Source organism: Mesorhizobium vachelliae, assembly GCF_033977325.1.
Taxonomy (GTDB): domain Bacteria; phylum Pseudomonadota; class Alphaproteobacteria; order Rhizobiales; family Rhizobiaceae; genus Mesorhizobium; species Mesorhizobium vachelliae.
On record NZ_JAVIIR010000011.1, the window covers coordinates 146,220 to 166,881 of the forward strand.

Genomic DNA, 20,662 nt, shown 5'->3' on the forward strand with positions numbered 1-20,662 from the left:
TTACTCCTCGCCCTTGCCGTCATCCATCGCCTGGCTGGCGATCTTGCTCAGCAGCGGCTCGTTGTTCAGAAGCTGCGCGATGCGCTTTTCGGCGTCGACACGGCCGTCCATGAAGCCGAGCAGCTCCTCGAGCTGGCGACGCATCTTCAGGATCTCGGCCAGTTGCGGGACCTGCTCGGCGATCTTGTCCGGCGCGAAATCGCCCATCTTGGAGAAGGTGAGGTCGATGGCGAGCTCTTCGTCGCGCTCCTGGCCCTCGGCCTGCGGCAGCGTGTTCTTCACCCGCGCCTTCACGCGCGGCCCCATCGCTTCCATGAATTTCGGGAAGCGGTTGGCGTCGGTTTCGACGAAGTTGCGGTCGAGCACCGACTTCGACGCTTCCTTGGTCTGCGAGGCGCCGGAAAGGTCGGCCATCACGGCCATGACGAACGGCAGTTCGATCGTCGTTGGGCTGCCGTAGGTTTCGACGTCGTAGGCGATCTGCACGCGCGGCGCGCGGTTTCTTTCGATGACCTTCGCTTTGCTCTCTGCTGGCATGCTTTTCTACCTTTCATCCTTCTGGGCCGGCTTCTTCGGATCGGGGACGCCGGCAAGCTGCCGGAACTCCTTCAGCCCCGAGGGGGCGAGATCTTCCATCAGTTCCACGAAATCCATGTGCACCATCCGGCGCACGCGCCGGGCGAGATGCGGGATGGGGCTGGAGGGTTCGGTGCGGTCGTAGAAGGCGACGACGAGGTCGAGGCATTTGACGACTTCGTCGCGCGAGCTGATCCGGTCCGGCAGACCGGCGCTCGCTTCCACGGGGCTTGCCACACTTGCCATCGTCTCGGCTCCATGACCGTTGCGGGCGGGCATTGCTGGTTCCGCTGCCGCCTGCGGAGCGGGCCTCGCGGCGCCGTTCGCCATGGCGCCGGCACCGGAATTCCGCTCCAGCGTCGTCAGCAAACGCTGCAGGAACTTCTTCAATTCCGGAACAGTGGCGCCATGGCCTTCGATGCGGGCGTTGAGCGCGGCATCCACCGCGTCGAGGGCGGCGATCGCGGCACGCGCGTCGGCCAGCAGCGACGTCATCGCCTCGCCGGCCTGATCGATTTGCGCCGCGCATCCGGCGCGTACCCGGTTCAGCATCTGGTTGTGGGCGCTTGCCAACGCCGCCTTTTCGGCGGCGTTCAGTCCCGAGGCCGCTTCCTGCAGCATGACGCGCTCGTCGAGCGCGCCCTGTTCCAGGTCGCGTCCGCTGATCGGCCCGACCTGGCGCGGCGAGAAGAAGACGGTTCCGCGCAGGTTCGTCAGCAGGCCTTCCTGGGCATTCTGGAGATCGAGCAGCGCGTTGATACGGCGCAAGGCGGCGTCGCGCGGCGGCGCGTTCGCCCGCAATGCCGGATGCATCGTGTCCCAATGCTCGTTGAAGGTCCTGGCGATGAGCGTCAGGCCCTGGGCGAGGCCGGCCAGCCCTTCCTCGTTGGCCAAGGCCCGCGCGACGATGACGAGCAGGCGCAGGTCCCGGCCGCGGGAGCGCAGCTCCTCGGCCCTTTCGAGCACCGCCGCCCAGTCGACCGGACTGGATTGCGATGTGGGCTTGCCGTTGCCGTCGTGAACAACTTTGAGCTGAGGTTCGGTCAGGCGCTCCAGCTCATGAAAGGCCGGGTCGTTGCGCAAGTCCTCTCCCGACGGATTCTCACCGTTCAGAGGATTCAGCCAGAGTGCGAGATCAATCACACTAACCCCCAGCCAGCGGCCCTGAGACCCCTATGTGACGTAACGTTATCACCGGCCTCATGCGACGACAATTGAGCATCTGCGCAAAAACTAACGGAAGCTAAACGCGACCGTTCTCTTCGGCGAAACCCATTGCGCGATTGCCAGGCCCGGTATGTGAAATGGCTCGCATAGCCTGGACAGCAATCGTGTTTGTTGGCCACGAGTTTGCAAGGCTTGTGTAACCGGGCGGTGCCGCCCGGATAGGTCCAAACGCCTTATCCGTCACACGGCTTTGTCAAGCAGCCGCTTATATGGCAGGGTACGGTCGGCAGATTGCGGGAGCAGGTTCGATGGAACAGCGCCGGTCATCGCAGAGCTTCAAGCGTAAGGAACTGGTCGCCAAGCTCAACGCCACGGGGGTGCGTGCCTTCAAGGCCGCGGCCGACACGGCCAAGTTGCGCGGCAATCCCTATGTCGAGCTCGCCCATTTCATCCAGCAGCTGGTGCTGTCCGAGCGCTCGGATGTGCAGATGATCGTCGCCGACGCCGGACTGGATGTCAGCCGGCTGACGGCCGACATGACCCGCGCCATCGACAAGCTGCCTTACGGCGCGACCTCGGTGGAGGAATTCTCCGACCATATCTTCCACGCCATCCAGGAGGGTTGGAACCTGGCGACGCTGGAATTCGGCGTGGACGAGGTGCGCAGCGCTCATATTCTGCTTGCCTGCCTGAAGACGCCGGCGCTGGAAGGCCTGGTGTCCAAGATCAGCGCCGAGTTCGACAAGATCGACGCCGACAGTGTCGATTCCCGCTTCGCCGATGTCACGGAAGGCTCGCTCGAAGCCGGCTCACCTCCTGCCGAGCCCGCCACCGAGGCGCGGAAGAAGCACGGTCCGGGCGGGGATTCGGCTTTAGCCAAGTACGCTACAGACCTCACCCAGCGCGCCCGCGACGGCAAGATCGATCCGGTCGTCGGCCGCGACCCTGAGATACGGCAGATCGTCGATATCCTGATGCGACGCCGGCAAAACAACCCGATCCTGACCGGCGAGGCCGGCGTCGGCAAGACGGCGGCGGTCGAGGGATTTGCGCTGCGCATCGCCCAGGGCGACGTGCCGCCGACATTGCAGAATGTCAGCGTGCGCATGCTTGATGTCGGGCTTATGCAGGCGGGCGCCAGCGTCAAGGGCGAGTTCGAGAAGCGGCTGAAGGCGGTCATCGACGAGGTCCAGGCCTCCGAGGTGCCGATCATCCTGTTCATCGACGAGGCGCACATGCTGATCGGCGCCGGCGGCGCGGCCGGCACCGGCGATGCGGCCAATCTCTTGAAACCGGCATTGGCGCGCGGCGAGCTTCGCACCATCGCCGCCACGACCTGGGCAGAATACAAGCAGCACATCGAGAAGGACCCGGCGCTCACCCGCCGTTTCCAGGTGGTCAAGATCGACGAGCCCTCGGAAGCGGTGGCCGTGCTGATGCTGCGCGGCGTCGCCGGTGTGCTGGAGCAGCACCACAAGGTACAGATCCTCGACGAGGCGATCGAGGCGGCGGTTTCGCTGTCGCATCGCTATATCCCGGCCAGGCAATTGCCGGACAAGGCCGTCAGCCTGCTCGACACCGCCTGCGCCCGCGTCGCGGTCTCGCAGCATGCGACGCCGGCCGAGGTCGAGGATATCCTGCGCCGCCGCCAGGCGCTGGAGGTCGAGAGCGGCATCATCGGCCGCGAGGCGGCGATCGGCATCGACGTCGCCGACCGGCAGGCCCGCGTCGATGCCGGGCTGGCGGAAACCGAGACAAGTCTGGCCGCAGCCCAGGCACGCTGGGATCGGGAAAAGGCCTTGGTCACCGAGATACTCGACCTGCGCGCAAAATTGCGCGGCGAGGGTGTGCCGCTCGACGAAGCAGCCGATGACGGCGCAGTGGAGGCGGAGGGCACGGCAAAGGAGCCCGAGCAGGAGGCTCCCGAAAGCAAGGCTGGCGATGGCAAGGCTGCCGAGACCAAGAAGACCAAAGCCTCTAAAGCCAAGGCGGCCAAGGCCGCGAAGGCCGAAACAGCTTCCGCCAAACCGGCGGATGAAGCTGTCGCCGATCTTGAGCGGCTGCGCGAGCTGATGGCCGAACTTGCCGCGGCGCAAGGCGAGACGCCGCTCATCCTGCCGTCAGTCGACCGCAATGCGGTCGCCGCCGTGGTGCAGGATTGGACCGGCATCCCGACCGGGCGCATGCTCTCCAGCCAGACCGAAAAGGCGCTCAGGCTCGCCGCAACGCTGTCCGAGCGCGTGGTCGGCCAGGACCATGCGATGGAGATGATCGCGAAGCGCGTGCAGACCAGCCGCGCCGGCCTCGGCGCGCCGGAAAAGCCGGTCGGCGTGTTCCTGCTCTGCGGCCCCTCCGGCGTCGGCAAGACCGAGACTGCGTTGGCGCTTGCCGAGACGCTTTACGGCGGCGAGCAGAACCTGATCTCGATCAACATGTCGGAGTTCCAGGAAGCGCACACCGTCTCGACGCTGAAGGGCGCGCCGCCCGGCTATGTCGGCTACGGCAAGGGCGGCATCCTGACCGAGGCGGTGCGCCGAAAACCCTATTCGGTGATCCTGCTCGACGAGGTCGAGAAGGCGCATCCCGACGTGCACGAGATCTTCTTCCAGGTCTTCGACAAGGGCATGATGGACGACAGCGAAGGCCGCCGGATCGACTTCAAGAACACGCTGATCCTGCTCACCTCGAATGTCGGCTCCGACGTCATCATGGATCGCACCAGGAACGGCACGGTGCGGACCGGCATCGACGATCTCGACACGGCGCTGCGCGCGCCGTTGCTGAAAGTGTTTCCAGCGGCGTTCCTTGGCCGCGTGGTGACCATTCCCTACTATCCGCTGTCGGATTCCATGATCGAGGCGATCGCCCGCCATCAATTCGGCAAGATCGCGCGCCGCCTCAAGGCCACCAACGACGCCGAGCTGGTGATCGGCGACGGCGTGATGGACCTGGTCAAGGCGCGCTGCACCGAGATCGAATCCGGCGGCCGCATGATCGACGCCATCCTGACCAACACGCTGCTGCCGGAACTGAGCCGCGGCGTGCTCAACCGCTCGCTCGAGGGCAAGAAGATGGCGAAGGTCATCGTGGGTGCGTCGCCGGAAGGATTTACCTACGCGTTCGAATAGGCCTCAATGGTGAGGGATGCCGCCCTCAGATCGACCAGAGCGCGCCGCCGTCGCAGGCGACGGCCTGGCCGGTGATGTAGGAGGCGCGGTCGGAGGCAAGGAAGGCGGCCAGCGCCGCGAACTCTTCGGGACGGCCGATGCGCTTGGCGGGTATCGCCTGGCTCACCTTCTCCAGGTCGAGCTTCGCGTCCGCCAGCCTCTCGGTCAGCGTATAGCCCGGCATCAGCGCGTTGAAGGTGATGCCGTTGGCCCCTTCTTCCTTGCTCAGCGTGTTGATCAGCCCGTGGATGCCGGCGCGCAGCGAGTTGGAGAGTGCAAAGCGGTTGATCGGCTCCTTCGCGGCGATGGAGGTCACGAACAGCACGCGGCCCCATTTCTTCTCGCGCATCGACGGCAGCACCGCCCGCACGATCTCCACGGCGCTCATGAACAGATTGTCGAAGGCCGCGCGCCATTGCTCGATGGTGATTTCGTCGAAGGGCGCGGTCGGCGGGCCGCCGGTGTTGACCACAACGATGTCCGGCGCGCCCAGCGCCGCCTTGGTCCGCTCCACCAGTTCCGTCGCCGCGCCTGGCTTTGCGAGGTCGCAGACGAGTGCCGTCGCGCCGATCTCGCGGGCGGTCTGCTCCAGCGCCGCGGCGGTGCGGGCGCAGATTGCCACACGCGCGCCCTCGTCCAGCAATTCCTTGGCCACGGCGCGGCCGAGTCCCTTCGAAGCGCCCAGCACGAGCGCGTTCCTGCCCTTCAATCCAAGATCCATCCGTCCTCTCCGATGATGCTACGCCTCAGGCGCCGCTGACCTCGACGCTGCCAAGACCGGCAATGTCGAACCGATAGGAAAATGCCTTGTCGGGGAAGCGTGTGCGCACGATGCTGCCCGTCATGACGATGTCGCCGGCCTTCATGCCCCTGCCGGAGGCGCCGAGATGGTCTGCCAGCCAAGCCAGCGGCTCATAGGGGTGGCCGAGCGCATCGGCGCCGACCCCTCTGCCGATCTCGACGCCGCCCTGGTAGACGATCGCCTCGACTTTCTCCAATGCTGCCGGCGGGGTGACGAAATCGCCCAGCACCACGCCGGCATTCCACGAATTGTCGGCCACCAGCGAGCGCACATCCAGCACCGAGTAGTCGGCATGGCGATCGTCCACCACCTCGACCGCCGCGCAGACGCCATCGACCGCCGCGGCGACCTCGTCGCGCGTATAAAGTGCGGCGCGCGGCGCGAGATCGCGGCCGAGCCGGGCGCAGATCTCGAATTCCAGGCCGAGATGGCCGTAGCCGGTCAGCGAGAGCTTCGCTCCGCTGTGCATCACCCGCCGCCCGAAAACGGCGCCGGCGACAGGGTGATCGATCCCGCACATGCTCTGCATGCTGTGCGAGGTCAAGCCGATCTTGTAGCCGGCTATGCGGTCGTTCCCGATGATAGCCCCGACGTAGGCGTCCTGCACCTTGTAGGCGGAGACGAGGTCCGACAACCCCTCGATCGTCACGAACTGCGTGTTGTCTCGATGGCCGCGCACCAGCGCTTGTGCGGCCCCAACGATATCGAATGCCATGTCAGGTCTCTCCATTCCCGTCCGACGGTTCGCCGGACTAATTTCGTCGTAAGCCGCAAACCCTCAAAGCGTTTTCGGCATCAGGATTTCCCGAACTAGAGATTGGTCTCGTCGGGGTTGAGCACGACCATCGTCGACGTCTCGGCCACCGATGGAATTGATTGCAGCACGTTGCTGATGAATTCGCGAAGCGCCGCGATGTCTTTGACCCACACCCGCAACAGGTAGTCGATATTCCCCGTCACGAGCAGGCATTCGGTGATCTCCGGGTGTTTCGCCACTTCGTCCAGGAACAGGCCGGCACCTTCGGGGCCCTGCTGTCCAAGACGCACGGAAACCATCACGCAGACACCGAGGCCCAGCGCTGCCGGATCAATGCGGGCCGCGTAGCCCTGGATCACGCCCGTTTCCTCGAGCCTCTTCAGCCGGCGCGCGCAGGGCGTGGGCGAAAGGCCGACGCGCTCGGCCAGATCCACCGTCGAGATGCGGCCATCCTGCCGCAGCTCGCGCAGGATGCGATGGTCGATGGCGTCCAGTGAGACCATGGCGCTTTCAGCTACAATTCCTTGATACCTTGGTGATTATGCGCGAAAAGCTGGCGATAACAACCGAAATTTATCGTGAATGCGCTTCGACAAAGCTATAAGCTCGATCGAAAACCAAGGAGGAGGCCATGGCCGCTTATATGATCTGCACGATGCGGGTCCACGACCCCGAGACGTACAAGAAGTACACCGCGCTCACCCCTGCCACGCTGAAGAAGTATGGCGGGAAGTTCCTGACGCGGGGCGATCCGGTGACCACCTGCGAGGGCGAGACCTTCACCGACCGCATGGTCATCCTCGAGTTTCCGGACGAGGCTACGGCCCAGGCCTGGTACGACGACACCGACTATCAGGCGGCGTCGAAGTTTCGCCGCGCCTCTTCCGACCGCGGACGGATGATCCTGCAGCAGGGTCGCGGCGAAAGCGCCGCTCCCGACCCGCTCGTCTGAGCGACCAGGCCGTTGAGCCGGCAAAGTGCGTCCTTAATGCATGTCGCCCAGAAGTGTGCTGCGGTTCTGGGATAACGACATGCATAAAAACAAAAACTTGGAGCACGATCCGGGGAGCGCATCTTGCGATCCCCGGAAAAGTTCATGCTACAAACGAGAGCGGGACAGTGCGAGTTTTCCTTGAAACGCCGACCCGCTTCAGGTCGAACTTGCGAGGCGAAGTTTGGCTCCTTGGAGGCCCGTCATGAGGACCGAGAATTTGCAGGTCGCGCGGGAAGCGTATGAGAACTATGCGGAATTCTACCGCAAGTCTTCCTATTCCGCCTTTCCCCAGCAGCATCGCACCATCGAGGGCACCGGACGCTACAGCATGATACTGGTCGAGCAGAGACGGCATGAGCTTGCCGACCCGGCCGTCGAGGAAGTCGTCATATCCACGCCGCTGTCGGCGCCGGCCTGTTCCTACGACTGGAACATGGGGGCCGGATGGGCAGGGGGGAAGTCCCGCACCGGGGATCTTATCGTGGTGCCGCCCAACGTCGAGAGTCGCTGGCGCGTCGGCGGTCCCCGCAAGCTGGTCATATTGGCGGTGCCGGTCGACCATGTCAGAAGCTTGCTCGGTCCGGAATGTCCCGACGACCTGTCAACGGCGCTCGAGCCGCTTTCCGGATCCACGGCGCCAAACGCCGTGGTGAGCACGCTGCTTCAGCAGCTTTGGACGCTTGGCGATCCGGAAGGCCCGATGGGCCGCATGTTGGTGGACAGCATGGTGCTGCGCTGATCTGCCAGGTTCTCATCCTTGCGAAAGCCGGGGCCCCGCATCCGGCGACCGGCGCCTTCTCCTCGCGGGATTGGCGGCGTGTCTGCGACTACATCGACGCCCATCTGCAGGAGGAAATCGCGCTCGCGGATCTCGCCCGTCTGGCCGGGTGGAGCGTGCGGCATTTCACCCGCATGTTCCGCCAGTCGACAGGCCAGACCCCGCACAATTTCATTGTGCACAGACGCGTCGATCGCGCCAAGGACTTGCTGAGGAAACAGAAGCTGCAACTGGCCGACGTCGCGCTCACTTGCGGTTTCGCCGATCAGAGCCATTTTACCACCTGTTTCCGCAAGGCTACCGGCCTGACCCCGCTGCGCTGGCGGCGCGAGCTCGTCTGAGGCGACGGGCCGGCCCGGACGGCGCCGGCCATGGCCGATCTGCGAAAGATCAAGGCATGTCTCCCGAAAGTGGGAACCGGTTCCGGGACAAAGACATGCATAAAATCAAGAACCTAAAGCGCACCGCGAACCTCAAGGATCGCAGTGTGCTTTAGGCCCTATCGCGCAAGACTTGCCTTTCCGGCTCGCCCTACGCTCGCCAGTCGATGCAGACGAAGCCTGGAGAGATGCAATGAGCGACGACAAGTCCATGATCGGAACGAGTATCGACTTCGATCGCGACGGGCTGCAGACGGGCACGTTGCGGCTGCCGCATTCGGTGCATCGCTCCGCCTATGGCCATATCGCCATCCCCATCGCAGTCGCGAAGAATGGCGAAGGGCCGACGGTGCTGCTGACGGGCGGTGTCCATGGCGACGAATATGAGGGCCCGATCGCGCTGGCGCGGCTTGTCCGCGAGCTTGACCTTTCGCGGCTTTCGGGACGGCTGATTGTCGTTCCGGCGGTCAACTATCCGGCCTTTGTCGCCGGCACCCGCACCTCGCCCATCGACGACATCAACCTCAATCGCACCTTTCCGGGCAAGCGCAACGGCACCGCGACGGAGATGATCGCGCATTACGTGACCACCGAGCTGTTGCCGCGCTCTGACTATCTGATCGATTTCCATGCCGGCGGCAGCTCGCTGCAATACCTGCCGACGCTGCTCGCGCCGCGCTGGTCCGATCCCGCGCAGAAAGAGCGCCTGGAAGAATTCATCGACGCCTTCGATCCGCCGAACGTGGTGTATTTCGACAGCATCCGTGCATTGAGCGGCGAAGACCGCGTCATCGGCAATTATGCGCACCAGAACAACGTCTTCTTCGTCACCGGAGAGTTCGGCGGCGGCTCGACCGTCAACATCGAGGGCCTGGCCGTCGTGGAGAACGGCCTGCGCTCGGTGCTGTCGCATCTCAAGGTGGTGGCGCCCGCCACATCGCTGCCGAAGCGCCGCGGAAAGGTCCGCCGGCTGGTGATGGACGATCCAGGCCTCTATGCCTTCGCTCCGCGCCGGGGTTTCTTCGAGCCGCGCTTCGCGCTCGGCGACGAGGTGCCGGCTGGCGCGCTTGCCGGTCTGATCTACGATCTGGACAATCCCTGGGCCGAGCCGGTGCCCGTCTATTTCAGGCATGGCGGCTTCGCCGTCTGCATCCGCACCTTCTCGCTGGTGGAAGCCGGCGACTGCCTGGGGCATCTGGCGTCTCCGGCCTGAGCGACACCCTCGGTTGCGCGGGCACGGCCCGCGGCCCTCATCGACAATCAGGACATCCATTGCATCATGCATGACATTCCCGTCACGCGCGCCGCGGCGCACAAGCCCATCCCGCAAGACCTCAAGGCGAGCTTCGGCGACTACTTCTCCGACCACATGTTCCAGATGGAGTACACGGAGGGACTTGGCTGGCACGATCCCCGCATCGTGCCGTTCGGCCCGCTGCAGCTCCACCCCTCGTCCTCCGTCATCCAATATGCCCAAGCGATCTTCGACGGATCGAAGGGCTATCGCCGCGAAGACGGCTCGATCCATCTCTTCCGGCCGCAGGCCCATATCGCGCGCCTTAACCGCAGCGCGGGCGAGTTGTGCATGCCGGCGGTCGATCCCGACCTCGTGCTTGCCGCGATGCGCCAGTTGATCGATCTCGACCGCGACTGGGTGCCGGCCAAGCGTGGCAATGCCATCTATGTGCGCCAGACCATGGTGGGAACCGAGGGCTACATGGTGGTGCGGCCTTCCAGGACCTACACCTATCTCATCTTCCTCTGCCCGGTCGGCTCCTATTATTCGGAAGGCGCCGGCCCAGTCCGCATCCTCGTTTCCGAGACGCGTGTGCGCGCGGCCAAGGGCGCGATCGGCTCGGCCAAGGCCGGTGCCAACTATGCGGCCAGCCTCAAGGTCGGCCGCGAGGCCGCCGCCGCCGGCTTCAGCCAGGTCCTGTGGCTGGACAGCGTCCAGCGCCGCTATCTGGAGGAGGTCGGCACCATGAATATCATGGTCAAGATCGGCGGCCGCATCTTCACGCCGCCATTGAGCGATTCGATCCTGCCGGGCATCACGCGCGATAGCGTGCTCAAGCTCATGCGCGACTGGGCCATGGAGGTGGCCGAGGCGCCCATCGACATCGAGGATGTCATAGCGGCGTCGAGGACGGGCACGCTGGAGGAGATGTGGGGTGTCGGCACCGCCGCCGTGATCTCTCCGGTGGGCGAGCTCGCCTGGCGTGGCGAAAAGATCGTCGTCAATGGCGGCCAGACGGGGCCGGTCGCGGCGAAGTTGTTCGAGCATCTGACCGGGCTCCATGCCGGGACCGTGCCCGACAGCCATGGCTGGTCGGTCGCCGTGGACTGAGATGAGATGGATGCCGGTGGAGTCCTTTCTGCGAAATCCTGTCCCGGAAAGACAATACCGGCTTTTTTGTTGCAATCACTATGACTGCTTGGGTTGCGGACCGGGTAGGGACGGTTAGCATGCGGGTTCCTGCGGGAGTCGTGAACGCTGACCTCCCCGGTTTGGCCGCATCCCCACACCGGGAGTGTTCATGTATTCGGGACCGATCATCGATCCGCACCATCACCTGTGGGATCTTTCCATGGGCAAGCATCCGTGGTTGCTGCCCACCGACCCTTCCGTGCAGGCGGTAGCCGGTCTTTCCGAGATCGCCACGGACTATCTGGTCGACAATTATGTGCGCGATTCCAGCGGACATAATATCGTTGCCACGGTTCATATAGAGGCGCTGTGGGCCGGCGATCCGGTGGGAGAGACCCGCTGGTTGGAAACCCTGGACAAGTCGAAGGGTGTGGCCGCGCGTTATGTCGGCGGCGCTTCGCTGGGCAAGCCGGAAGCGGCAGACGCCATCGCGAGACAGGCGGCGTTCGACCGGGTGACCGGCATCCGGGGCATCTTGAGCTGGCATCCGGATCCGAAGAAATGCTTCGTGACCGACCCCGAGCTCGGTCGCAACCCGCAGTGGCGCCGCGATATCGCTCGGCTGCAGGAGCATGGGCTCAATCTCGAGCTGATGATGTATCCCTACCAGGCCGGCGTCGTGCGAGAGATCGCCGAGGCGCTTCCCGGCCTGCAGATCATCATCAATCATTGCGGCAGTCCGATCGACCGCGATCCGGAAGGCATGCAGCGCTGGCGCGACGGCCTGAAGCATATCTCCGCCTGTCCGAACATCGCCATCAAGATCTCGAACCCGGGCGCCTATGATCGCAACTGGACGCTGGAAAGCGTGCGCGACGTCGCCATGCATTGCATCGACTGTTTCGGCACCGGGCGCAGCATGTTCGGCACGGATTATCCGGTCTCGAAGATCCAGATGAGCTTCAACCAGATCTACGACACCTTCAAGAAGATCGCGGCCGTCCTGTCGCCACAGGAGCAAGCGCAATTGTTCCACGACAACGCCAAGCGCTTCTACCGGCTTTGATCGGCAATCGCCGCGCAGAACCGGACGGACCAGGACAGACAATGGCACATTCTTCCGCGATCGAACTCTTGAGCCGGCTGGTGGGATTCAACACCGTCAGCAGCCGGTCGAATCTGGAAGCGATCGACTTCATCAAGGCCTACCTTGCCGGCTTCGGGGTGGAGAGCATCATCATCCCCGACGCGACAGGCACCAAGGCCAACCTGTTCGCCACGATCGGACCGGCCGACCGTCCAGGCTATGTTTTGAGCGGCCATACCGACGTCGTCCCGGTCGCTGGACAGGAGTGGTCGCGCGACCCCTTCAACATGTGGCGCGACGGCGACAGGCTCCACGGCCGCGGCACCTCGGACATGAAGGGTTTCATCGCCTGCGCGCTGGCCGGCGTACCCGCCATGCTGAAGGAGCCGCTTGCGGCGCCCATCCATTTTGCCTTGTCCTATGACGAAGAGGTCGGATGCCTGGGCGTGCACGGCATTATCGACCACATGGCGAAGACCTTGCCGCAGCAACTTGCCGTGTTCGTGGGCGAGCCGACCGGCATGGGCGTGGTCGGCGGTCACAAGGGAAGCGCCGGCCTGCTCACCACCGTGACCGGCAAGGCCTGTCACTCGTCGCGCCCCGACCTCGGCGTGAACGCCATCTTCCACGCCATGGACCTGATGGGAGAATTGCGCTCCTACGCGAACGAACTGCGTTCGGCGCCGGAGACCGGATCGCCGTTCGAGGTGCCCTACACGACGGTGAGCGTCGGCGTCGTCCAGGGCGGCACCGCGCGCAACGCCATACCCGGCGATTGCGCCTTCCAATGGGACATCCGCGCCACAAGCGGCGGCGTCGTGGAGACGCTGGTCGAAAGGTTCCGGACATTCAGCGACGGCAAGGTCGTTCCGGCCATGAAGGAAGGCTTCGCCGACTCCAGCGTGGTGACCAACATCGCCTATGACGTTCCGCCCTTCGTCCCCCACGTGGGCTCGCACGCTGAAACGCTTGCCAAGCGTTTTGCCGGTCGCAACGAGGTGACCGCCGTGAACTATGGATCCGAGGCCGGCATCTTCCAGTCCGCCGGCATGTCGACCATCATCTGCGGCCCCGGGCGCGACAGCGAGGCGCACATAACCGACGAATGGATCACCGTCGAGCAGCTCGAACGTTGTGTCGGCTTCATCGACCGGCTGATTGACCATGCGCGTCATGCCTGAGAGGGCATGCCGTGGAACTGAACATCGCAAAAATGGGGAATGATCTCATGCAGAGGGGACTACTGAGACAGTTGCTTCTGGTCGGCGCGTTAGGCGCGTCGGCTCTGGGCACGGCAATGGGCGCGGCGGCGGCCGACGTCATCAAGATCGGCGTGCTCGCGCCGCTTTCGGGACCTTCGGCCTCCGACGGCGCGGACTTCATCAAGGGCGTCGAGCTCGCCGTCGACGAAAGGAACGCCAAGGGCGGCGTGGCCGGCCACACGTTCGAGATCATCTCGGCGGACGTCAAGGACGGGTCGCCCGACAATGTCAGCAGCGCCGCGCAGCGTCTCATCAACACGGAAGGCGTGCAGGTCGTGCTGACCGGCTATGCCAGCCTGTCGCTGTTCGAGGTCGATCTCTTCGCCGACGCCAACATGCCTTACATCTCGTCCGGCCCGTCCGGTTCGTTTGCCGGCATCGTGACCAAGGACCCTGGCAACTACAATTGCTGCTGGTCGCTGTCGCCGTCCTACAAGGGCTACGAGACGGACGTGCTTCCCCTGGTGGACGGGCTGATCGCCGACGGCAAGTTCAAGCCGACCGGCAAGAAGCTGGCGATGATCTCGTCCGACAATCCTTATTCCAAGGTCATCTCGGAAGGCATGAAGAAATCCTTCTCCGCCGCCGGCTGGACCGTGACCGTGGACGAGATGGTGCCTTTCGGCCCCGTCAACGATTGGCGCGCGATCCTTGCCAAGGTGCGGCAGGACCCGCCGGACCTCGTGGTCAACACCGATTATCAGCCCTCGAACTCCGCTCTGTTCCTGAAGCAGTTCCTGGAACAACCGACCCAGAGCCTGGTGTTCCTGCAATACGCGCCGTCGGTGCCGGAATTCGTCGACCTCACCAAGGAACAGTCGAACGGCATCCTCTACAACCTGATCGGCGGCGCCATCGACTCGCCCGGCTGGTCGCGCGGGCAGGAAGTGCTGAAGAAGTTCCAGGACAAGTACAAGGTCGCTCCGGGCGTCTACGGCTCGGCTCTCTATGAAGAGGCCGAGATGTATTTCGCGGCGCTGGAGAAGGTCGGCGACCCCAAGGATCATGACGCGATCGGCAAGGCGCTCGGCGAAACCAAGGTCGACGCCGCGCCGGGGCCGGTGGAATTCGATCCGGCGACGCATCTCGCCGTGCAGGACGAGAACCACATTCCGGTGACCTTCTACCAGATCTGGGACGGCAAGCGCTTCCTGATCGGGCCGAAGAAATACGCTACGGGCGATTTCAAGCTTCCGCCTTGGATCAAGCAGTAGCCTTTCGGTCGGTACCCGAAATGTCCGATCTGCCGGCGCGACGTATCGCGCCGGCACGTCTTTCCAGGCGCCGAAGCCCAACAGCGTTCCGCTTTCGTCAAAGCAGTCTTGCATGATCCTTACGGCTGAAAATCTCACCAAGTCCTTCGGCGGCTTGCGCGCCGTGGGCGGCGTCAGCTTTGCGCTGGCCGAGAACGAAATACTCGGCGTCGCCGGGCCGAACGGCAGCGGCAAGAGCACGCTGTTCAACATCCTGACCAACATCCCCTTTCCGGCCGACAGCGGCCGCGTCGTTTTCGCAGGCAAGGAGATCCAGAACGTGGCGCCGGAGGAGGTGAGCCGTTCCGGCATCGCCCGCACCTTCCAGCGCGAAAGCATCTTCACCTCGCTGAGCGCCATCGACAATGTGCTGGTGGCCATAGAGCACAGCGGCAAGCGGCAGGGGCAAAAGCAGGATGAGATCGCCGCGATCGAGGTGCTCGACATCGTGGGCTTTCCCCAGACGCTGCACAACGCGCCGACCGCAACGCTTCCCATCTTCTTCCGCAAGATATTGATGATAGCCAGCGCCTTGGCCATGTCGCCGCGCGTGCTTTTGCTCGACGAGCCGGCGTCGAGCCTGACGCCCGGCGAGATCGAGCACATGAAGGCGCTCATTCTCGCGCTGCGCCAGCGCGGCATCGCCATCCTGCTCATAGAGCATGTCCTGCCGCTGCTGATGTCGGTCTGCGACCGGCTTATCGTCCTCGACCAGGGCCGGGTGATCGCCCAGGGGCTTCCCTCCGAGGTCGTTGCCGATCCGAAGGTGATCGAAGCCTATCTGGGGCAGGCACGATGACGGACACGCTTCTCCTCGATGTCAGGGGCCTCGATGGCGGCTACGAGCCGCTGCAGATTTTCCGCAAGATCGACCTTTCGCTGGTGCAAGGCGCGAGCGTGGGGCTGTTCGGCCCGAACGGTCACGGCAAGACGACGTTCCTGAGAACCCTGTCCGGTATCATCGATCCGTGGGACGGGGATATTTTCTTCGACGGTGTCCAACTCAACCGTCCAGGCGCGCGCGGCAGCCGGCGCTGGCGCAATTTCAACTACGATGCCATAACCTGGCGCCGGATGGACCCGAAAGCCGTAGCGCGCGCCGGGCTGATCCATGTCCCGCAGGGGAACCTGCTTTTCCCGGACATGACCGTCGCCGAAACTCTGTCGATCGCGCCCTATGCTTCACGCGGGCGCGCCAACGCGGCCGAAACGCTGGACAAGGTCTTCCGGCTCTTTCCTCGGGTGCACGAGCGGCTCGGCCACAAGATCCGCTTCCTTTCGGGCGGCGAGCGCCAGATGGTGGCCATAGGCGTCGGCCTGATGGCCGCACCGAAGCTTCTCATCCTCGACGAGCCGACGCTGGGGCTGTCGCCAAAGCTGCGCGGCGAGCTCGCTTCGGCGATCCAGACCATCCGCGGATCCGGCGTGCCGCTGATCGTGGTCGATCAGGACATCGCCTTCCTCGAGGAACTGATCGACACGCTCTACCTCTTCGACCACGGCCGCATCTCGCGTCGCATCGAGAAGGCCGACATGCCCACGCATGAAGAGATCATGAAACTGATGTTCGGCGAGGATCACCATTGACCCTTGAGACGCTTAACCTGATCCTGATTGGCGGCATCGTGCTGGGCGCGCTCTATGCGCTGATGGCGACCGGGCTGGCGCTTGTGTGGACGACGCTCGGCATCTTCAATTTCGCCCACGGCACCTTCATCGCGCTCGGCGCCTACATCGCCTGGCAGATCGCCAGCGCCGAGGTTTCGGGCGCCGGCCTGCTGGCCGGGGCAGGGGTTTCCATCATCGGCATGTTCGTCATCGGCATGCTCGTCTACTACCTCCTGATCAAACCTTTCGAACGAAGCCCGGACATCGTGGTGAAATCGGTCATCACCACGCTTGCCGGCGCGACCATCCTGGAGAACGTCATCAACCTCGTCTGGGGGCCGCGCAACAAGCAGCTCTCGCCGCTGCTCGGCGGCGACATGTCGCTCCTCGGCATCACCATTTCCCGCAACGAGATGGCGGTGGTGGCGCTGGCGCTCGTCATCCTGGCGGCGCTCGGCGTGTTCCTGCAGCGCGCGCCGCTTGGCCGAGCCATGCGCGCCGTGGCGCAGAACCGCGAGGCGGCTCAACTCATGGGCATCGATGTCGAGCGGCTCTACGCCATCGCCTTCGGCCTGTCGGCGGCGCTGGCGGCGCTGGCCGGCATCCTGATCGGATCGACCCGCTTCATGAATCCTTCGATGGGTTCCGACCCGCTGATGAAAGCGCTGATCGTGGTGATCTTCGGCGGCATCGCGCGCTTCACCGGCCCGATCTACGCGGCCTTCATCGTCGGCCTGCTTGAGGCTGTCATGACCTATCTCGTCGGCCTCTACTGGAGCCCGACGGTGCTCTTCGCCATCATGATCGTCGTGCTCGTTGCCAAGCCAGAAGGTCTGTTTGGCCGATACAGGAAATCCGTCTGATGCGGTACAGCCCGTCCTTCGCCCGCAGTTCCGGGCTGATCCCGGTCCTGATCGTCCTGGCCGTGCTGGCGCTTGTGCCGCTGCTTTCGTCGAGCATGTATCTGCGGCATCTCCTGGTGCTGGCCTTCGTGTTCGGCATCGTCGCCTCGAGCTGGGACCTCAGCCTCGGCTATGGCGGCCTGTTCAATTTCGCCCATGTCGCGCTCTTCACCATCGGCACCTATGCGTTCGGGCTGGTCGGCCAGACTCTCGGCCTGTCGCCATGGCTGGGCATCGCGTTCGCCGGCGTTGCCGCGGGCCTCGTCGCGGCCCTCATAACATTGCCCATCCTCAGGCTTTCAGGCATCTACATCATTCTGGTCACCATCGCGGCCTCGCAGGTGCTCTACCAGATCATCATCAGCCAGTCCGACATCACCGGCGGCACGTCGGGCATGGTGAGCCTGCCGGCGCTCGAGCTCTTCGGCTACCGCTTCAACCGCGGCGGCAAGGTCGGCTATTACTATCTGGCCCTGCTGATGCTGGTGGCCTCCACCATCATCCTCTACAAGATCACCCGCTCGCGTTTCGGCCGCGCCATCGTGGCCATGCGCGACCATAAATACTACGCCATCTCGCGCGGCATGTCGGAAACGCGCACCCGGCTGTTCACGCTGACGGTGAGCGCCGCGCTGAGCGGTGTGGCCGGCGGCTTCTACGGCTCCTACATGCGCGTTGCCTCTCCCGACAATTTCGGCCTCGGGCTGCTCGGCCTGCTGCTCTCGATGCTTCTGCTTGGCGGCGCCGGGACGATCTGGGGTCCGATCCTTGCAGCCTTCTTCGTGACCATGGTGTCCGAGGTCTTCGCCGCCTACGGCGCCTGGCGCAACATCATCATGTCGCTGTTGCTGATCGTCATCCTGATCTTCTATCCGGGTGGCCTGTGGGCATTGCTGCAGACGCTTCGCGAAGCCCTCGACGTGGTGCGTTCGCAGGCGACGGCCACCTTGCGCCGCCGCTTCGGCCTCGGCCAACGCGAAGCGATGACCGGAGCGCATGAGACGATGGTCGCCACCCGCCATGGCAGGATCGCCGTTGCCGACACCGGCGGCGACAAGCCGGCGCTTCTCCTCATCCACGGCAACTCCTCCGCCAAGGAAGTGTTCGCCAACCAGTTCAAGGCGTTCCGCGACCGCTACCGGGTCATCTCCTTCGACCTGCCCGGTCACGGCGTGTCCGACAATGCCGACCCGGAAAAGGATTACAGCGTCGAGGCGTTCGCCGACGTCGCCGAAGATGTGCTCAAGGCGCTCGGCACGGCGAACCCCTTTGTGTTCGGATGGTCGCTGGGTGGCTATATTGCCATCGAGCTTGCGGCCCGCAGCTATCCCGTGAAGGCGCTTGCCCTTTCCGGCACGCCGCCCCTCAGGGTCGTTCCGGAAGATGTCGGCCGCGCCTATGACGCGACCAGCCATTTCGTTCTGGCGAGCAAGACCTTCCTGTCGCCGGCCGAGAGTCGCGACTTCGCGGCGTCGACGACCGGTCCGAAGACAGCCGAGACGCTCCACTTCCATCGCGCCGTGCGAAGGACAGACGGGCGTGCCCGCGCCTATACGCTGGGCAAGCTCCAGATCGTGGACTGGCCGCGACAGATGCGCTTCCTGCGCTCGGCCGCGGTCCCGTTCGCCATCCTGAACGGCTCGAACGACCCGTTCCTGAACCACCAGTATTTCCGGGACCTCAAGCTCGAGCAATGGACCGGCGAGCCGGACGATATCCATGACGGCAAGCACGCGCCTTTCCTTTTGAAGCCGGCGACCTTCAACGAAAAGCTCGCCGCTTTCCTGCAGGCCGCCGAAGCAAGAAGCCGGCGTGCCGCCGACGTGGTCGCCTGATATCTAGAACCGGAAGTTGCCGAGAGAGCCGGGCGCAAACCAAAGCGGTCCAGCCCCTAGAGCAATTCCAGGAAAAGTGTGAGCGGTTTTCCGTCCGGAATTGCGTAAAAACAAAGGGATAGAGCGGTTCGCCGTTTCCGTGAAACGGTGAAACGCTATAGGAGCCCTGCTTGCGGGGCGCTTTCCCTTCATGCCGCCGAGCCCACCGAAGTGGCTTCAATGAGCGTGCCGCAGCTTGTCTGACCGAACATCCCGAAATCTGCGAAATGCGCGGGAGCGCGCTACACGCTTTGAATGGACACAGGTGTACATTCGCGCTAAATGTGCGCCTGACGCTGCTTTGGGATGTTCTGCACCAACCGCAAAGCAGGTATCTTATGGGGCGATCGATGCACATGTTCGAGCTGGAGACACGGCGGCCAGGCCCTTGCGGCGGAGCGATGTCTCCGGCCTGTGAAGGCGGCTTGCGCGCATGACGAGGCAGTATTCGGCGCTTTCGCTCTTCAAGGAAGGCATCGCCGGCCAGACCGGTTGGGAAAGGGCCTGGCGCTCTCCCGATCCGAAACCGCGCTACGACGCGATCATAATCGGCGGCGGCGGGCATGGGCTTGCCACCGCCTATTATCTCGCCAAAAATCACGGCATCACCAATGTCGCGCTCCTGGAGAAAGGCTGGATCGGCGGCGGCAACACAGGCCGCAACACGACGGTGGTGCGTTCGAACTATTTCTACCCCGAAAGCGCGGCGATCTACGGGCTGGCCCACAGCCTCTACAAGACGCTGTCGACGGACCTGAACTACAATGCGATGTTTTCCGCGCGCGGCATCCTGACCCTTGCGCACAGCGAAGCGGGAATGGAAACCGCTGCGCGCTCCGTCAACGCCATCCAGGTCAACGGCATCGATTGCGAGCTGTTCTCGGTCGAGGACGTGCGCCGCGTCGTGCCGATCTACAATTTCAGTCCGGGCACACGCTACCCCGTCTATGGCGGCACCTGGCAGCCAAGCGGCGGCACCGCCCGCCACGACGCCGTCGCCTGGGGCTACGCGCGCGCGGCAAGCCGTCTCGGCGTCGACATCATCCAGAATTGCGAGATCACCGACTTCATCATCGAAGACGGACGCTGCCGCGGCGTCGTCACCTCGCGCGGCGCGATCCGGGCCGAGCGCACCGGCATGGCGGTCGCCGGCCATTCATCGGTGCTGGCGGCGAAAGCGGGCTTCCGGCTGCCGGTCAATTCCTACGCGCTCCAGGCCTGCGTGTCCGAACCGGTCAAGCCGATCATCGACACGGTGGTGATCTCGCCGGACACGGGCGTCTATGTCAGCCAATCGGACAAGGGCGAGTTGGTGATCGGCGGGGCGCTCGACCGCATCCCGTCCTACGGCCAGCGCGGCAACCTGCCGGTGCTGGAAGGCGTCATCGCCGGCATGCTCGAGATGTTCCCGATCTTCGGCCAGTTGAAGATGATGCGGCAGTGGGCCGGCATCGTCGACGTGGTCCCGGATTCCTCGCCCATCATTGGCGAGTCGCCGCTGCCCGGCCTTTTCCTCAATTGCGGCTGGGGCACGGGCGGCTTCAAGGCGATCCCCGCCGGCGGCACCCTGCTTGCCCACCTGCTTGCCACAGGCAGGCACCACGACATCAGCCGGCCCTTCGATCTCGATCGCTTCGCCCGCGGCCGCCTGATCGACGAGGCCGCCGGCTCCGGCATTGCCCATTGA

19 protein-coding genes are annotated in these 20,662 nt (G+C 64.2%); 14 read left to right on the plus strand and 5 right to left on the minus strand.

The window, feature by feature from the left end; genetic code table 11:
* Positions 1-537 carry a type VI secretion system contractile sheath small subunit gene (tssB, locus tag RFM41_RS22710; protein ID WP_149790589.1) on the minus strand — a complete coding sequence of 179 codons (537 nt, stop codon included), beginning with the start codon at positions 535-537 and terminating at the stop codon, positions 1-3.
* Positions 538-543: 6 nt separating this feature from the next.
* Positions 544-1,719 (minus strand): type VI secretion system protein TssA, encoded by a 1,176-nt coding sequence (gene tssA / locus RFM41_RS22715; protein ID WP_320251163.1) that lies wholly within the window; start codon positions 1,717-1,719, stop codon positions 544-546.
* A gap of 332 nt (positions 1,720-2,051) precedes the next feature.
* Here tssA and tssH point away from each other — a divergent pair, with 332 nt between their 5' ends.
* Entirely contained in the window at positions 2,052-4,871 is a 2,820-nt protein-coding gene (gene tssH / locus RFM41_RS22720) for a type VI secretion system ATPase TssH (protein WP_320251161.1), read from the plus strand.
* Between the two features lie 25 nt (positions 4,872-4,896).
* Here the strand turns inward: tssH and RFM41_RS22725 are convergent, their stop codons facing one another.
* The 3 genes from RFM41_RS22725 to RFM41_RS22735 form a co-directional block, all read right to left on the minus strand.
* Complete coding sequence (locus tag RFM41_RS22725) at positions 4,897-5,631, minus strand: SDR family oxidoreductase (protein WP_320251160.1); 735 nt, start codon at positions 5,629-5,631, stop codon at positions 4,897-4,899.
* A 25-nt stretch (positions 5,632-5,656) separates the two neighbouring features.
* The gene (locus RFM41_RS22730; protein WP_320251159.1) at positions 5,657-6,427 is read right to left on the minus strand and encodes a 2-keto-4-pentenoate hydratase; all 771 of its coding nucleotides are present in this window, start codon (positions 6,425-6,427) and stop codon (positions 5,657-5,659) included.
* Positions 6,428-6,522: 95 nt separating this feature from the next.
* Positions 6,523-6,972 (minus strand): Lrp/AsnC family transcriptional regulator, encoded by a 450-nt coding sequence (locus RFM41_RS22735; RefSeq protein WP_320251157.1) that lies wholly within the window; start codon positions 6,970-6,972, stop codon positions 6,523-6,525.
* Between the two features lie 128 nt (positions 6,973-7,100).
* Between RFM41_RS22735 and RFM41_RS22740 the strand changes: the two genes are divergently transcribed.
* The 13 genes from RFM41_RS22740 (at position 7,101) to RFM41_RS22800 (ending at position 20,662) form a co-directional block, all read left to right on the plus strand.
* Positions 7,101-7,421: a DUF1330 domain-containing protein gene (locus tag RFM41_RS22740; RefSeq protein WP_320251155.1), complete on the plus strand. Its 321-nt coding sequence runs from the start codon at positions 7,101-7,103 to the stop codon at positions 7,419-7,421.
* A gap of 244 nt (positions 7,422-7,665) precedes the next feature.
* Positions 7,666-8,202, plus strand: coding sequence for a cupin domain-containing protein (locus RFM41_RS22745; RefSeq protein WP_320251154.1), 537 nt, complete (start codon positions 7,666-7,668; stop codon positions 8,200-8,202).
* The gene (locus RFM41_RS22750; RefSeq protein ID WP_320251153.1) at positions 8,136-8,582 is read left to right on the plus strand and encodes a helix-turn-helix domain-containing protein; all 447 of its coding nucleotides are present in this window, start codon (positions 8,136-8,138) and stop codon (positions 8,580-8,582) included. The genes RFM41_RS22745 and RFM41_RS22750 overlap by 67 nt, the downstream gene beginning before the upstream one ends.
* Before the next feature lie 232 nt (positions 8,583-8,814).
* On the plus strand, positions 8,815-9,834 hold the full coding sequence (locus tag RFM41_RS22755; RefSeq protein ID WP_320251152.1) for a succinylglutamate desuccinylase/aspartoacylase family protein: 1,020 nt from the start codon (positions 8,815-8,817) through the stop codon (positions 9,832-9,834).
* Between the two features lie 66 nt (positions 9,835-9,900).
* The gene (locus tag RFM41_RS22760; RefSeq protein ID WP_320251151.1) at positions 9,901-10,968 is read left to right on the plus strand and encodes a branched-chain amino acid aminotransferase; all 1,068 of its coding nucleotides are present in this window, start codon (positions 9,901-9,903) and stop codon (positions 10,966-10,968) included.
* 190 nt (positions 10,969-11,158) lie between these two features.
* Entirely contained in the window at positions 11,159-12,055 is an 897-nt protein-coding gene (locus RFM41_RS22765) for an amidohydrolase family protein (RefSeq protein ID WP_320251149.1), read from the plus strand.
* A 41-nt stretch (positions 12,056-12,096) separates the two neighbouring features.
* Positions 12,097-13,257 carry an acetylornithine deacetylase gene (argE, locus tag RFM41_RS22770; RefSeq protein WP_320251148.1) on the plus strand — a complete coding sequence of 387 codons (1,161 nt, stop codon included), beginning with the start codon at positions 12,097-12,099 and terminating at the stop codon, positions 13,255-13,257.
* A gap of 47 nt (positions 13,258-13,304) precedes the next feature.
* Positions 13,305-14,552, plus strand: a complete 1,248-nt coding sequence (locus RFM41_RS22775; RefSeq protein ID WP_320251147.1) for an ABC transporter substrate-binding protein — start codon at positions 13,305-13,307, stop codon at positions 14,550-14,552.
* A gap of 112 nt (positions 14,553-14,664) precedes the next feature.
* The gene (locus RFM41_RS22780) at positions 14,665-15,390 is read left to right on the plus strand and encodes an ABC transporter ATP-binding protein (protein ID WP_320251146.1); all 726 of its coding nucleotides are present in this window, start codon (positions 14,665-14,667) and stop codon (positions 15,388-15,390) included.
* Positions 15,387-16,178, plus strand: coding sequence for an ABC transporter ATP-binding protein (locus RFM41_RS22785; RefSeq protein WP_320251145.1), 792 nt, complete (start codon positions 15,387-15,389; stop codon positions 16,176-16,178). The genes RFM41_RS22780 and RFM41_RS22785 overlap by 4 nt, the downstream gene beginning before the upstream one ends.
* Complete coding sequence (locus RFM41_RS22790) at positions 16,175-17,062, plus strand: branched-chain amino acid ABC transporter permease (RefSeq protein WP_320251143.1); 888 nt, start codon at positions 16,175-16,177, stop codon at positions 17,060-17,062. The genes RFM41_RS22785 and RFM41_RS22790 overlap by 4 nt, the downstream gene beginning before the upstream one ends.
* A complete protein-coding gene (locus RFM41_RS22795) occupies positions 17,062-18,936 on the plus strand; it encodes an alpha/beta fold hydrolase (protein ID WP_320251141.1) in 1,875 nt (624 codons plus the stop codon). Before RFM41_RS22790 ends, RFM41_RS22795 begins: the two co-directional genes overlap by 1 nt.
* 472 nt (positions 18,937-19,408) lie before the next feature.
* Positions 19,409-20,662: a sarcosine oxidase subunit beta family protein gene (locus RFM41_RS22800; RefSeq protein ID WP_320251139.1), complete on the plus strand. Its 1,254-nt coding sequence runs from the start codon at positions 19,409-19,411 to the stop codon at positions 20,660-20,662.

What these genes read in the sequence shown, in the direction of transcription:
- argE (WP_320251148.1), top strand. Translation starts at nt 12,097, where the DNA reads ATGGCACATTCTTCCGCGATCGAACTCTTGAGCCGGCTGGTGGGATTC.
- RFM41_RS22760 (WP_320251151.1), top strand. Translation starts at nt 9,901, where the DNA reads ATGCATGACATTCCCGTCACGCGCGCCGCGGCGCACAAGCCCATCCCG.
- RFM41_RS22755 (WP_320251152.1), top strand. Translation starts at nt 8,815, where the DNA reads ATGAGCGACGACAAGTCCATGATCGGAACGAGTATCGACTTCGATCGC.
- tssH (WP_320251161.1), top strand. Translation starts at nt 2,052, where the DNA reads ATGGAACAGCGCCGGTCATCGCAGAGCTTCAAGCGTAAGGAACTGGTC.
- tssB (WP_149790589.1), bottom strand. Translation starts at nt 537, where the DNA reads ATGCCAGCAGAGAGCAAAGCGAAGGTCATCGAAAGAAACCGCGCGCCG.
- RFM41_RS22765 (WP_320251149.1), top strand. Translation starts at nt 11,159, where the DNA reads ATGTATTCGGGACCGATCATCGATCCGCACCATCACCTGTGGGATCTT.
- RFM41_RS22735 (WP_320251157.1), bottom strand. Translation starts at nt 6,972, where the DNA reads ATGGTCTCACTGGACGCCATCGACCATCGCATCCTGCGCGAGCTGCGG.
- RFM41_RS22775 (WP_320251147.1), top strand. Translation starts at nt 13,305, where the DNA reads ATGCAGAGGGGACTACTGAGACAGTTGCTTCTGGTCGGCGCGTTAGGC.
- RFM41_RS22800 (WP_320251139.1), top strand. Translation starts at nt 19,409, where the DNA reads ATGACGAGGCAGTATTCGGCGCTTTCGCTCTTCAAGGAAGGCATCGCC.
- RFM41_RS22745 (WP_320251154.1), top strand. Translation starts at nt 7,666, where the DNA reads ATGAGGACCGAGAATTTGCAGGTCGCGCGGGAAGCGTATGAGAACTAT.
- RFM41_RS22730 (WP_320251159.1), bottom strand. Translation starts at nt 6,427, where the DNA reads ATGGCATTCGATATCGTTGGGGCCGCACAAGCGCTGGTGCGCGGCCAT.
- RFM41_RS22780 (WP_320251146.1), top strand. Translation starts at nt 14,665, where the DNA reads ATGATCCTTACGGCTGAAAATCTCACCAAGTCCTTCGGCGGCTTGCGC.
- RFM41_RS22725 (WP_320251160.1), bottom strand. Translation starts at nt 5,631, where the DNA reads ATGGATCTTGGATTGAAGGGCAGGAACGCGCTCGTGCTGGGCGCTTCG.
- RFM41_RS22795 (WP_320251141.1), top strand. Translation starts at nt 17,062, where the DNA reads ATGCGGTACAGCCCGTCCTTCGCCCGCAGTTCCGGGCTGATCCCGGTC.
- RFM41_RS22740 (WP_320251155.1), top strand. Translation starts at nt 7,101, where the DNA reads ATGGCCGCTTATATGATCTGCACGATGCGGGTCCACGACCCCGAGACG.
- RFM41_RS22785 (WP_320251145.1), top strand. Translation starts at nt 15,387, where the DNA reads ATGACGGACACGCTTCTCCTCGATGTCAGGGGCCTCGATGGCGGCTAC.